Origin of the sequence: Pseudomonas sp. B21-019, from assembly GCF_024749225.1 — a bacterium.
Taxonomy (GTDB): domain Bacteria; phylum Pseudomonadota; class Gammaproteobacteria; order Pseudomonadales; family Pseudomonadaceae; genus Aquipseudomonas.
The window spans coordinates 3,374,945-3,388,535 of the sequence record NZ_CP087193.1; the positions used below are offsets into that span (position 1 = coordinate 3,374,945).

Annotated in this window: 10 protein-coding genes; all 10 read left to right on the forward strand. The window is 62.0% G+C overall.

What is annotated here, in order from left to right; translation table 11 throughout:
• The first annotated feature begins 48 nt into the window (after positions 1–48).
• The 10 genes from LOY36_RS15065 to LOY36_RS15110 all read left to right on the forward strand — a co-directional run bounded on the left by LOY36_RS15065 (position 49) and on the right by LOY36_RS15110 (position 13,539).
• Complete coding sequence (locus tag LOY36_RS15065) at positions 49–1,044, forward strand: aldo/keto reductase (protein WP_258668585.1); 996 nt, start codon at positions 49–51, stop codon at positions 1,042–1,044.
• Positions 1,045–1,189: 145 nt separating this feature from the next.
• Positions 1,190–1,636, forward strand: coding sequence for a DUF411 domain-containing protein (locus LOY36_RS15070; RefSeq protein ID WP_258668586.1), 447 nt, complete (start codon positions 1,190–1,192; stop codon positions 1,634–1,636).
• The gene (locus tag LOY36_RS15075) at positions 1,636–2,070 is read left to right on the forward strand and encodes a YqaA family protein (protein WP_138867644.1); all 435 of its coding nucleotides are present in this window, start codon (positions 1,636–1,638) and stop codon (positions 2,068–2,070) included. The genes LOY36_RS15070 and LOY36_RS15075 overlap by 1 nt, the downstream gene beginning before the upstream one ends.
• 270 nt (positions 2,071–2,340) lie before the next feature.
• Complete coding sequence (locus tag LOY36_RS15080) at positions 2,341–3,384, forward strand: alpha/beta fold hydrolase (protein WP_258668588.1); 1,044 nt, start codon at positions 2,341–2,343, stop codon at positions 3,382–3,384.
• 13 nt (positions 3,385–3,397) lie between these two features.
• Entirely contained in the window at positions 3,398–4,351 is a 954-nt protein-coding gene (locus tag LOY36_RS15085) for a D-2-hydroxyacid dehydrogenase family protein (protein ID WP_258668590.1), read from the forward strand.
• Between the two features lie 570 nt (positions 4,352–4,921).
• Complete coding sequence (gene glgA, locus LOY36_RS15090; protein WP_258668592.1) at positions 4,922–6,508, forward strand: glycogen synthase GlgA; 1,587 nt, start codon at positions 4,922–4,924, stop codon at positions 6,506–6,508.
• Positions 6,509–6,521: 13 nt separating this feature from the next.
• Positions 6,522–8,318, forward strand: a complete 1,797-nt coding sequence (gene treZ / locus LOY36_RS15095) for a malto-oligosyltrehalose trehalohydrolase (protein ID WP_258668593.1) — start codon at positions 6,522–6,524, stop codon at positions 8,316–8,318.
• Positions 8,315–10,393 carry a 4-alpha-glucanotransferase gene (gene malQ / locus LOY36_RS15100; protein ID WP_258668594.1) on the forward strand — a complete coding sequence of 693 codons (2,079 nt, stop codon included), beginning with the start codon at positions 8,315–8,317 and terminating at the stop codon, positions 10,391–10,393. The genes treZ and malQ overlap by 4 nt, the downstream gene beginning before the upstream one ends.
• Positions 10,390–13,176 carry a malto-oligosyltrehalose synthase gene (locus tag LOY36_RS15105; RefSeq protein ID WP_258668596.1) on the forward strand — a complete coding sequence of 929 codons (2,787 nt, stop codon included), beginning with the start codon at positions 10,390–10,392 and terminating at the stop codon, positions 13,174–13,176. The genes malQ and LOY36_RS15105 overlap by 4 nt, the downstream gene beginning before the upstream one ends.
• Positions 13,177–13,197: 21 nt before the next feature.
• Positions 13,198–13,539 (forward strand): DUF2934 domain-containing protein, encoded by a 342-nt coding sequence (locus tag LOY36_RS15110; protein ID WP_258668599.1) that lies wholly within the window; start codon positions 13,198–13,200, stop codon positions 13,537–13,539.
• Positions 13,540–13,591: the final 52 nt, after the last annotated feature.

Here is a 13,591-nt window from a genome sequence, read left to right on the forward strand (position 1 = left end):
TCTGTCGAGATCGACACTAAGCGCCTACATCCACAGGGAGTTCATTTCATGCAAACACGTCAACTGGGCAAGAACGGACCACAGGTGTCAGCCATCGGTCTGGGCTGCATGGGCATGACCGATTTCTACACCACCGGCGTGGACACCCGCGAAGCCACGGCAACGCTGCATCGTGCGCTGGAGTTGGGGATCAACCTGCTCGACACGGCAGACATGTACGGCCCACACACCAACGAAGAGCTGATCGGCAAGGCGATTGTCGGCAAGCGTGACCAAGTGTTCCTGGCCAGCAAGTTCGGCATTGTCCGCGACCCGTCCAACCCCGGCGCGCGTGGCGTCAACGGTCGCCCGGAATACATTCGCGAAGCGATCGACGGCACCCTCAAGCGCCTGGGCGTGGAAACCCTGGATTTGTATTACCAGCACCGCATCGATCCGCAGGTGGCCATCGAGGAAACCGTCGGCGCCATGGCCGAACTGGTGAAGGCCGGCAAGGTGCGTTACCTGGGATTGAGTGAGGCCTCGGTCGACACACTGGAGCGAGCGAACAAGGTTCATCCGATCAGCGCCCTGCAAAGTGAATATTCGCTGTGGAGCCGCGATCAGGAAGAGAACGGTTGCCTGGTCGCATGCCAGCGCCTGGGCGTGGCCTTTGTACCTTATAGTCCGTTGGGCCGGGGCTTTTTGACCGGGGCACTGAAAAGCCCGGATGACTTCGCTGCAGACGACTACCGTCGCTTCAGCCCGCGTTTCCAAGGGGAAAACTTTGCCAAAAACCTGTTGCTGGTGCAGCAGGTACAAACGCTGGCCGCCGACAAAGGCGTGACAGCCGGCCAATTGGCCTTAGCCTGGGTCTTGGCTCAAGGGGATTACCTGATCCCGATTCCGGGCACCAAACAGCGTAAATACCTGGAGGAAAATGTGGCCGCGCTGGAGGTGAAACTGAGCCGCGAAGAGTTGCAGGCCCTTGAAGCGATATTCCCGGCCAATGCCACGGCAGGCCTGCGTTATCCGGAGGAAGTCATGAAGTTGCTCGACCGGTAGCTGCTGGCGAAGCGTGCGTTCGGCTGTGTGAGCGGCCGAACGCTGCGCAGCTGTTCTGTATTACTTAGAAACAATCCCCTGTCTCCTTGTCAGGTAAATTGGTCAAAATGCATCTTTTTTGGCCGCAACCCGAGACGAGACTCCCATGCGAACCCACCTGCGTCTGGCCGCCCTGAGCGCCCTCTTCATCTCTTCCCTGACCCAGGCCGCCGACCTGATCCCGATCGAAGTTCACCGCGACGCCAATTGCGGCTGCTGCAAAAAATGGGTCAGCCATCTGGAAGCCAACGGCTTCAAGGTCGAAGACCACGTTGAAACCGACATGAGCCAGTTCAAGCAACAACACGGCGTGCCGCCTCGCCTGGCGTCGTGCCACACCGCTTTGATCAACGGCAAATTTGTCGAAGGCCATGTGCCGGCCGACCAAGTTCTGGCCTTGAGCAAGCGTGACGATCTGTTGGGAGTTGCCGCCCCCGGTATGCCGATGGGTTCGCCCGGGATGGAAATGGACGGCATGAGCGACGCCTATCAGGTGATCGGCCTGCAAAAGGACGGCACTGACGTGGTGGTGGCGGACTACCCCGCCCATTGATGTTCGGTGCCTACATCGGGTTGTTTCTCGCGGCGTTCGGCGCCGCGAGCCTGCTGCCCTTGCAGTCCGAAGCGGTGCTGGTGGGGTTGTTGCTCAGCGACCGGTATTGGCTCTGGTCGCTGTTGGCAGTGGCAACGCTGGGCAACGTGCTGGGGTCGCTGCTGAACTGGTGGCTGGGGCGCGGCATCGAGCGGTTTCGCGAGCGGCGCTGGTTTCCGGTCAGCCCTCGTCATCTTCAACAAGCCCAAATACATTATCTGCGCTACGGTCATTGGTCCTTGCTGCTGAGTTGGGTACCGATCATCGGCGACCCGCTGACGCTGGTGGCCGGCGTCATGCGCGAACCGCTGGGGCGTTTCCTGATGATCGTGACCCTCGCCAAGGGTGCCCGCTATGGCGTACTGGCAATGGCCACGTTGGGCTGGATGGGTTGAACGAAAGGCCCCGTGTATCGGCGTTCGCCGTAGCAGCTGCCGAGCCTGCGAGGCTGCGTTCGGCGGCGAAGCCTTCGTGAATCCGGCTGACGCAGTTTGCCTGATGCACTGAAAGCTCTGGTTTGACGACTGCTACGCAGCCGAACGCAGCCTCGCAGGCTCGGCAGCTGCTACAAAAAGAGTGCATCGCGAGGGGAATGGCTTGACTGCGTTTAATGTCACCCTAATCACGCCAATCCAGCATCGGCGGATTTCCTGTGGAGTTTCCCCATGTCGCCCATCCTTTCCCGCTGGTTACCCGGCCTGCTGCTAACGGCGGCACTGCCGGTTCTCGTTTATGCCCAGAACCAGGCCCAGGCCGAAACACCAGAATACGGCCTGGAACTCCAGGGCTTTGACTACCCCTACACGGTCAAGCATTTCGCCTTTCAATCCCAGGGCAAATCCCTGCAAATGGGCTACATGGACGTTGCCGCCCAAGGCAAGGCCAACGGCCGCAGCGTGGTGTTGATGCATGGCAAGAATTTCTGCGCAGCCACCTGGGACAGCTCGATCAAGGCACTGAGCGAGGCCGGTTACCGGGTCATCGCCCCGGACCAGATCGGCTTCTGCACCTCCAGTAAACCGGACCACTATCAGTACAGTTTCCAGCAACTGGCGAGCAACACTCAGCAACTGCTCAAAGCCCTCGGCATACAAAAGGCGACCCTGCTCGGCCACTCCACCGGCGGCATGCTCGCCACCCGCTATGCGCTGCAATACCCCGATCAGGTCGAACAACTGGCGCTGGTCAACCCCATCGGCCTGGAAGACTGGAAAGCCCTCGGCGTGCCATATCGCTCGGTCGATCAATGGTATGAGCGCGAGCTGAAAGTGACCGCGCAAGGTATTCATGACTACCAACGCACCACCTATTACGACGGCCGCTGGAAGCCCGAGTTTGACCGCTGGGTGAACATGTACGCAGGCCTGGCCAAAGGACCGGGCAAAACAGCGGTGGCGCGGAACTCGGCGCTGATTTACGACATGATCTTCAACCAGCCGGTGTACTACGAGTTCAAGGACCTGAAAGTGCCGACCCTGCTGTTGATCGGCACCTCCGACACCACAGCCATCAACAAAGACATCGCACCGCCCGAGGTCAAGGCGAAAATCGGTCATTACGATGTACTCGGCAAGCAAGTGGCGAAGCTGGTCCCCCAGTCGACACTGATTGAATTCCCGGGTCTGGGCCACGCGCCGCAGATGGAGGAGCCGGCGAAGTTTCATCAGGCGTTGCTCGGCTGGCTGAACAAAACCAATCCCGTTCGTTGATGAGGTAAGGCTGATGGCGGTGCAGATTGCGGTGATCGATGACTGGCAGGACGTAGCGCGCGACGTGGTGGACTGGTCAGTGCTGGACAGCATCGGCCAGGTGAGTTTTATCCATGACTACCCGGCCGATAACGAAACCCTGGCCGAGCGCTTGGGCGCATTCGAGGTGATCTGTGTGATGCGCGAGCGCACCCGGTTCGACGAAGACCTGCTGCGCCGCTTGCCCACCCTCAAACTGTTGGTCACCGGCGGCATGCGCAACGCCGCCCTGGACCTGAAGGCCGCCGCCGCGCTGGGCATCCAGGTCTGCGGCACCGACAGCTACAAACATGCCGCGCCAGAACTGACCTGGGCACTGATCATGGCCGCGACCCGCAACCTGGTGGCCGAAGCCAACGCCTTGCGCGCGGGCTTTTGGCAGCAAGGCCTGGGTGGCGACTTGCAGGGCAAGACGCTGGCGATCCTCGGCCTGGGCAGTATCGGTCAACGGGTTGCCCAATTCGGCCAGGTGTTCGGCATGCGCGTCATTGCGTGGAGCGAAAACCTCACCAGTGAACGGGCCGCCGAAGTCGGCGTGACCTATGTCAGCAAGCAGGAACTGTTCGAACAGGCTGATGTGCTGTCGGTCCATCTGGTGCTCAGCGAGCGCAGCCGAGGGCTGGTGGACGCTCAGGCGCTGGACTGGATGAAGCCCACGGCATGGCTGGTCAATACTGCGCGCGGGCCGATTGTCGATGAAGCGGCGCTGATCAAGGCCCTGCAGAAACAACGTCTGGCGGGTGCTGCGCTGGATGTGTTCGAGCACGAGCCGTTGCCCCGCCATCACCCGTTCAGAACCCTGGACAATGTGTTGGCCACACCCCATATCGGGTACGTCAGCCGACAGAACTATCAGCTGTTCTTTTCGCAGATGATCGTGGACATTCAGGCTTGGGCGGCCGGGGCGCCGATTCGGTTGCTGGGCTGAGACGGCATTATCGTTCTTCGCGGGCAAGCCGCGCCCCCACATGTGAAATGCATTCCCCTGTGAGAGCGCGGCCTGCCCGCGAAGAGTCCCTCAAATCCACCACACCCTCCTGAATCCTGCGCACCGCAATGGTGCAATCCCTATTCCATCGTGCCCAACTATCGTGACTTACTGGTCCCGATTTGACCCACTCCAAAAAACAAACCTGCCCTTCGTCGGTGCGTTCCCCCATAAAGCCCGTGTGTTTTGTACCCTCCTCCAACCGATTGTCGAACAATTTGTCCGGTTGACCACCCCGCTCTAGGTTCTGGCCTAGACTGTTTTCGGGGAATAAAACCGACTGGTCATTCGGTGAAATAAATAGAAACTTTTGGTGCTGGCTTCAGGTCAGCTGAAAGGTAGGGCACAGCGACTGGTGCATTCCTTGCAACAGCCACTCCACCCATTGAGCTTCAGCGCATGGGCAGCACTTGCTCACCGATGCGTAGCGCGTTTGCGCCCGGCCACAGGAATTGGCCAACACCGTTTGTGCCAGGCCTGGAATCAGATCAACAACACGGGGAGATGCATATGATCAGTACGGCGTTAGATGTTCAGGGAGAACGTGCTCTTCAGCAGGTCGGCGAAGCCAACACCGTGGGAGCCCTTACCGCCAAATCGGTCAGCGTCCCGGTCACCAAGGCGTTGGCACCGGTAGTCCGTCAGAATCCCAACAAGAAGAAAGTGTTGTTCGTTACCTCGGAGATTGCCGATCTGGTGAAGACCGGTGGCCTGGGCGACGTTTCCGCCGCGCTGCCGCGAGCCATGGCTCACCTGCACGATGTCCGGGTGTTGATCCCCGGTTACCCGCAAGTGCTGAACAGCGAAAATCCGATTCATATCATCGGTGAACTGGGCGGGCACGCCGCGTTGCCGCCCTGCAAGATCGGGCGCATGGACATGCCTGACGGCCTGGTCATTTACGTGTTGATCTGCCCTGAACTGTATGAGCGCGAAGGTTCACCCTACGGCGCCAACAACGGCCGTGACTGGCCAGACAACCATATTCGTTTCGCCCGCCTGGGCCTTGCGGCCGCCGATATCGCCGCCAACCTCGCACAAATTCACTGGTGCCCGGATCTGGTGCACGCCCACGATTGGCCCGCCGGCCTGGCCCCTGCCTATATGCACTGGCGTGGCCAACGCACCCCGACCCTGTTCACCATCCACAATCTGGCGTACCAGGGCGTCACCAGCCTCGGTTCGTGCCCGGAACTCGGTATTCCCGTGCACGCCTTGCAGCAAGAAGGCATGGAGTTTTACGGCAAGATGTCGTTCCTCAAGGCCGGCATGGCCTACTCGAGTCACATCACCACCGTCAGCGCCACCTATGCCCAGGAAATCACCACGCCGGCCTTCGGCTGCGGCCTCGACGGTTTTCTCGCCGCCAAGACCCAGCAAGGTCTGCTCAGCGGGATTCCCAATGGCATCGATGAAAGCTGGGACGCAGCCACCGATCCGCACCTGTTCTGCCCGTTCGGCATCGGCGACTGGGACGGTAAAGCAGTCAACGCGGCGCACGTTCGCCGGTTGTTCGGCCTGAATGATTGCGAAGGCCCGCTGTTCGCCGTGGTCTCGCGACTTGTCTACCAGAAAGGCCTGGACCTGACCGAAGCGGTGGCCGAATACATTGTCGCCAACGGCGGGCAGATCGCGATTATCGGCCGTGGCGAACCGGAAGAAGAACAAGCCATGCGTGAGCTGGCGTTGCGCTTCCCCGGGCAAATCGGCGTGCACATCGGCTTCAATGAAACCGACGCCCGCCGGATGTTTGCCGGCAGTGATTTCCTGCTGATGCCTTCGCGTTACGAACCTTGCGGCCTGAGCCAGATGTACGCCCAGCGCTTCGGTTCATTGCCGGTGGCGCGCAATACCGGCGGCCTGGCCGACACCATTGAAAACGGCGTGACCGGTTTTCTTTTCGACGAATCCACCGTGGAGAGCTATCGCGAAGCCCTGAGCCGCGCGTTCAAGGTGTTCGCCTTCCCCGGCCTGCTCAACGCCATGCGTTGCCGGGCCATGGCGGCGCCTTTCAACTGGTGCAAGGCGGTCGAACCCTACGCCGAACTCTACGAACAACTGGTGGCTAAAGCGCTGGGTAAATCGGGCAAACAGTAAGAGGTTTTCAACGATGCCGTTACGGACTCTTGAAACCTGGCCCCACGGCGCAATCATGCTGGACGCTGAACACACGCGTTTTGCCTTGTGGGCGCCAGATGCGTTTTACGTCAGTCTTGAACTGGAAAACGGACAATCCCTGCCACTGCTGCCTCAGGCCGATGGCTGGTTTGTGATCAAGACCCGCTGCCCCGCGGGTACCCGCTACCGCTACAACATCGATGGCGAGCTGGAGGTGCCGGACCCGGCCTCCCGCGCGCAGGCAGGGGATATCGGCAGCCACAGCGTGGTGGTCGATCCCCTCGCCTATCGCTGGCAACACAGTGCCTGGCAAGGTCGGCCATGGAACGAGGCGGTGATCTACGAACTGCATGTCGGTGCGCTCGGCGGTTTCAGCGAGGTCGAGCAGCATCTGGCGCGCTTGGTCGAGTTGGGGATTACCGCCATCGAACTGATGCCGTTGGCGCAGTTTCCCGGCGAACGCAATTGGGGCTATGACGGGGTTCTGCCTTACGCACCACAGGCCTCCTACGGTTCGCCCGAACAACTCAAACACCTGATCGACACGGCCCACGGCCATGGCCTGGCGGTGATTCTCGACGTGGTCTACAACCACTTCGGCCCGGACGGCAATTACCTGCATCGCTACGCCAAAGGCTTTTTCCGCGAAGACCAACACACCCCGTGGGGCGCAGCCATCGACTTTCGCCGGCGCGAGGTGCGTGACTTCTTTATCGACAATGCGTTGATGTGGTTGCTGGAATACCGCTTCGACGGCCTGCGCCTGGATGCCGTGCACGCCATCGAAGACCCGGACTTCCTGCAAGAGCTGGCGCAACGGGTTCGCCGGCAAATCGATCCGGCGCGGCACGTGTGGCTGATGGCGGAAAACGAGCACAACCAGGCCAGCCTGCTGGAGCAAGGTTTCGACGCGCAGTGGAACGACGACAGCCATAACGCCCTGCACGTGTTGCTCACCGGTGAAACCGACGCCTATTACGCCGACTATGCGCAAAACCCCACCGAACAACTGGCCCGTTGCCTGAGCCAGGGTTTCGTGTTTCAAGGCCATATCACCCGCCACGGTACGCCGCGCGGTGAACCGAGCGGTCACTTGCCGCCGACGGCCTTCGTGCTGTTCCTGCAGAACCACGACCAGATCGGCAACCGCGCCTTTGGCGAGCGGCTGCATCAACTGGCCCGTTCCGAGGCCCTCAACGCCGCCACCGTGTTGCTGCTGTTGTCGCCGATGATCCCGCTGATGTTCATGGGCGATGAGTTCGCCGCCGAGCAACCGTTCCTGTTCTTCACCAGCCACCACGGTGAACTGGCGGAGTTGGTGCGCGAAGGTCGACGCAACGAATTCGCGGCCTTCAGCGCCTTTGCCGACCCGCACAAACGCAAGCAGATTCCCGACCCGAACGCGATGCAGACTTTCGAAGCGTCGCGGCCGAAGCTGACCGCCACCCGGCAACCGGCCATTCATGAGCTGTATCGTCGACTGCTGCAAATCCGCCATCAACACATCATCCCGCAGTTGCCCGGCGCCCATGCGCTGGGCGCGCAGCTACTGGCCGAGGGCGCGGTGTCGGCACGCTGGCGGCTGGGCGATGGCAGTCAGTTGCGCATTGACCTGAACCTCAGCGACGCAGCCGTGGTCCACACCCCACAGGCCGACGCGACGCTGCTGTTCGAATACCCGCCGCACTCGGCCGGTCTGTTGGATCAGGGCACCCTTGCCCCGTATTGCGCGCTCGTCAGCCTCACAGCCGCAGCCCCTTTGCTACCCCCGGATGGAGAGCGACCATGAGCGATGCGCAACTGGAAATACTGGCCAGCCGAGCCGGCCTGGCCGTCGACTGGATCGACGCCAACGGCCGGCCACAAAAAGTCACGCCGGCGGTGCTGCGCTCAGTGCTTATCGGGCTTGGCCATCCCGCCAGCACCGCCCAGGAAATCGACGCCAGCCTGCTGCAACTGCAGGAGGCACAGCAAACCCGGCACCTGCCGCCGCTGCTGACCTGCGACGTTGGCGTCGGTCTTGATCTGGCCCACTACTTTGCACCGCAAACCCCGTGTGAGATCCATCTCGAAGACGGCTCGCGGCTCAACCTCAAGCTCGATGACAACGCTGTTTTGCCCGGTTTGGTGCCGGTGGGTTATCAGCACGTCAGCATCGACGATCAGTCGTTCACCCTGGCGGTGGCGCCCGAGCGCTGCTACAGCGTCGGCGACGCCGTTGACAGTCAAACCCCGCGCGCCTGGGGCCTGAGCGTGCAGTTGTATTCGCTGCGCCGCCCCGGCGATGGCGGTTTCGGCGATACCCAGGCCCTCGAAGATCTGGCCCGGGTGGCCGGCGAACGGGGCGCCGAAGCGTTGGCGATCAGCCCGCTGCATGCGATGTTCAGCGGCGACACCCAGCGTTACAGCCCTTACTCGCCGTCCAGCCGTTTGTTCCTCAATAGCCTGTACGCGGCGCCCGGTGCAATTCTCGGCGAGCGTGCCCTGCGCACCGCAATCGACGCCACCGACCTTGCCGCCGAACTCAAGCACCTCGAGGCATTGCCGCTGATCGACTGGCCCACCGCCGCCGAGGCCAAACATCGCTTGCTGGAAGCCTTGTACGAAGGATTCACCCACGGCGCACACCCCTTGCATGCCGACTTCAGCAGCTTCCGCCACGCCGGTGGCGAAGCGCTGGAAAATCATTGCCGCTTCGAAGCGATCCAGGAAGCCCGTGCAAGGCGCGGTGAAAGCCTCGACTGGCGCGAGTGGCCCGAGCAATGGCGTAACCCGCGCAGCGCCGCCCTGGCGCAATTTGCCGAAGAGAACTCGGCCCGCATCGGCTATTACGCATTCTGCCAATGGCTGATTGCGCGCAGCCTGGAGCGCGCACAAACCGCCGCCCGTGGTGCCGGCATGGGCATCGGCCTGATCGCCGACCTGGCGGTGGGCGCTGACGGCGGCGGCAGCCAGGCCTGGAGTCGCCAGGACGAATTACTCGCCTCGCTGACCGTGGGTGCGCCACCCGACATCCTCAACCGCACCGGCCAGGGCTGGGGGATATCCGCGTTTTCCCCCGAAGGTCTGGTGCGTAACGGCTTTCGCGCGTTCATCGAAATGCTGCGGGCCAATTTCGCCCATGCCGGCGGCCTGCGCATCGATCACGTCATGGGCCTGCAACGGCTGTGGGTGATCCCTAAAGACGCACCGCCCAGCGACGGAGCGTACCTCTATTATCCGGTGGATGATCTGCTACGCCTGCTGACCCTCGAATCCCATCGGCATCAGGCCATCGTCCTCGGCGAAGACCTCGGCACCGTGCCCGATGGCCTGCGTGAAAAACTCATCGCACGCTCGATCCTCGGCATGCGCGTGCTGTTGTTCGAACAGGACAACACGCACTTCAAACCGATTCTCGACTGGCCGGACAACGCCCTGGCCACCACCAGCACCCATGATCTGCCGACGCTCAATGGCTGGTGGCATAGCCGCGATATCGATTGGAGCGCGCGCCTGGGCCTGACCGACGCCACGGGCGAAATCGAATGGCGCCGCCATCGCGAACGCGAGCGCGAAGGCTTGCGCCGAGTGCTGAGCCAGGACCCGCAGAACTTTCGCGAAGAGTCCCATGAAACCGATCAAGTGCTCGACGCCGCCATCCGGTTCCTCGGTCATACCCGCGCGCCGTTGGTGTTGTTGCCGCTGGAAGATGCCCTGGGTATCGAACAGCAGGCCAACCTGCCCGGCACCACCGACACCCACCCCAACTGGTCCCGCCGGTTGCCCGGCGACAGCGAGGCACTGCTCGATGATCCGGATGCGGCCCGCCGCCTCGAACTGCTCGCCTGTGCGCGACTTCAGGCGGCCGAGCGTGACCAATGAATCAACCGCTCAGCCAGCCGCTGCGGGCGACCCTGCGGCTGCAATTTCATCAAGGCTTCACCCTGGATCAAGCGGTGCCACTGGTGCCGTATTTTTCCAGCCTGGGCATCAGTCATCTCTATGCCTCGCCGCTACTCGCCGCCCGCGCCGGCTCCATGCACGGCTACGATGTGGTAGACCCGACCACGGTCAACCCTGAACTGGGCGGCGAAGCGGCGTTACGCCGTTTGGTCGCTGCGTTGCGCGAACATCATATGGGGCTGATTCTCGACATCGTCTCCAACCACATGGCCGTCGGCGGGGGCGACAATCCCTGGTGGCTCGACTTGCTGGAATGGGGACGGCTGAGCCCCTACGGCGAATTCTTCGACATTCAATGGCACTCGCCCGACCCGTTGATGGAAGGCCAGTTGCTCTTGCCCTTCCTGGGCAGCGACTACGGCATCGCCTTGCAGGACGGCACCCTGCCCTTGCGTTTCGATGCCCGCCGCGGCGCCTTTCATGTCGAGCACTATGAGCACCACTTCCCTATTTGCCCGACCGACTATGGCGAACTGCTCAAGGCCGATGACCGATTGAATGTCGAGCAGGCTGAACGACTCAAATCCCTGGCAGACCGCTTCAGCACCTTGAGTTACCAGAGCGATGCCCACAGCCTGGCGGTTCCACTGAAAACGGAACTGCGCGAACTGGCTAGCGATCCGGCCATCCTAGATGCCATCCAGTACACCCTCAGCACTTACGACTCGCTTACCCCCGAAGGTTTCCAGCGCCTGCACACGTTGCTGGAGCGCCAGAGTTATCGCCTGGCCAGTTGGCGCACCGCGGCGGACGACATCAACTGGCGGCGCTTTTTCGATATCAATGAACTGGGCGGCCTGCGCGTCGAACGGCCGGCGGTGTTCGAGGCGACCCATGCAAAAATCTTCGAGCTGGTGGCCGAAGGTCTGGTCGACGGGCTGCGCATCGACCACATCGACGGCCTCGCCGACCCGCGGGGCTACTGCCGCAAACTGCGGCGCAGGGTCGATCGCCTGGCACCGGGCCGACACCTGCCGATCTACGTCGAAAAGATCCTCGGCGAAGGCGAAACCCTGCACCGCGACTGGTGCGTCGATGGCAGTACCGGTTACGAATTCATGAACCAGTTGTCGCTGCTGCAACACGACCCCGAAGGCGCCCAGGCCTTGGGCGAACTCTGGAGCCGGCACAGCGAACGGCCCGCCGATTTCCGCCAGGAGGCACAACTGGCGCGCCAGCAGATTCTCAACGGCTCCCTCGCAGGCGATTTCGAAAGTGTTGCCCACGCCATGTTGCAAGTGGCCCGGGACGACCTGATGACCCGGGACCTGACCCTCGGCGCGATCCGGCGGGCCTTGCAGGAACTGATCGTGCACTTCCCGGTGTACCGCACTTACATCAGCCCGTTGGGTCGCGCGGCCCAGGACGAGATGTTTTTCCAGCAGGCCATGGCCGGTGCCAGGCAAACCCTTGGCGAGGCCGACTGGCCGGTGCTCGATTGCCTGGCCGGCTGGCTCGGTGGCCAACCCTGGCGCAAGCGCCCGGTGGGCCGTCCACGCAAACTGCTCAAGCATGCCTGCGTGCGCTTCCAGCAACTGACCTCACCGACGGCCGCCAAAGCGGTGGAAGACACCGCGCTTTATCGCTCGGCGGTGCTGCTGTCGCGCAACGATGTCGGCTACAACACCGAGCAGTTCAGCGCCCCGGTTGCCGACTTCCATGCCGCCTGCGCCAATCGCCTCGCCGAGTTCCCCGACAACCTGCTGGCCACCGCGACCCACGACCACAAACGTGGTGAAGATACCCGCGCGCGGCTGGCGGTGTTGAGCGAGCGCAGCGCCTGGTACGCCGAACAGGTCGAGCACTGGCAAACCCTCGCGGGCGAACTGCGCAGCGACCCCGGCGCGCCCTCGGCGGGCGACGAACTGATTCTGTATCAAGCAATCCTCGGCAGTTGGCCACTGGAATTGTGTAGCGACGATCAACCTGCGCTCGAGGACTACGCCAAACGCCTCTGGCAGTGGCAACGCAAAGCCCTGCGCGAAGCCAAGTTACAAAGCAGCTGGAGCGCATCAAACGAGGTGTATGAACAGGCGACCCACGGGTTTCTCGAACGCCTGCTGCTAAGCCCCGAAGGTCAGCCATTGCGCGCGGCCATCGAGGCAGCCGCTCAACGCATTGCCGTCCCGGGTGCACTGAATGGATTGGCGCAAACCTTGCTGCGAATGACCGTGCCGGGAGTGCCGGATCTCTATCAGGGCAACGAGTTCTGGGACTTCTCGCTGGTCGATCCGGATAACCGCCGGCCGGTGGATTACGTCAGCCGTCAGCAGGCCATGCACCTACCGCTTGACCTGTCCGCTCTGTTGGCGAACTGGCGTAACGGGCGCATCAAGCAAACCTTGATCGCCCGGGCGCTGAACCGGCGTGCCGGGCATGCCGAACTGTTTCAAAAAGGCACTTATCAAGCCCTTGAAGTGATTGGCAGCCAGGCTCACCGGGTACTGGCGTTTGCTCGAGAATGGCAGGGGAAACGGGCAATCGTGGCCGTACCGATACGTTGTGCCGGACTGCTGGAAAACAGTGCCGCCCCCCAGATTGACGCGTCGCTGTGGGGCGATACCCGAATCAAATTGCCGTTCACGGCCACCGAAGAAAATCTGAAGGGACTTTTTACCAGCGTCGCAGTCACAAAACACAAGGAGCTGATGGTCGGCGCCGCGCTGGGGGATTTCCCGGTCAATCTCTTTACCCAAACTTGAGTTCAGTTCAGGAGCATTGCGATGAGTACCGACGAAAAACGCATTCGCGAATTTGCCTATCAAATCTGGGAATCCGAAGGAAAACCCGAGGGCCAGGAAGCCCGCCATTGGGAGATGGCCTGCAAACTCGCCGAGGCCGAAGCCCTGGCGCCCGGCAAACCAGCCAAAACGAGCAGCAGCAAAACCGCAAGCAAGCCCGCGGCCGGCAAGCCCGATGGCAAGCTGGTCAATGGCAAGGGCCTCGAAACCAAACCCCGCGCCAAGCCCAAAGCCAAACCCGCTGCCGCTTCGGCAGTGATCCCGCCGGGCGAAAAAACCACCGTGAAAAAGCCGCGCACCGCGCGTAAACCACCCGAGGTCTGACGCTTCACTGTCTTGTCCTGATTGACTTCGTGGCGAGCCCGCTCGCCACCGA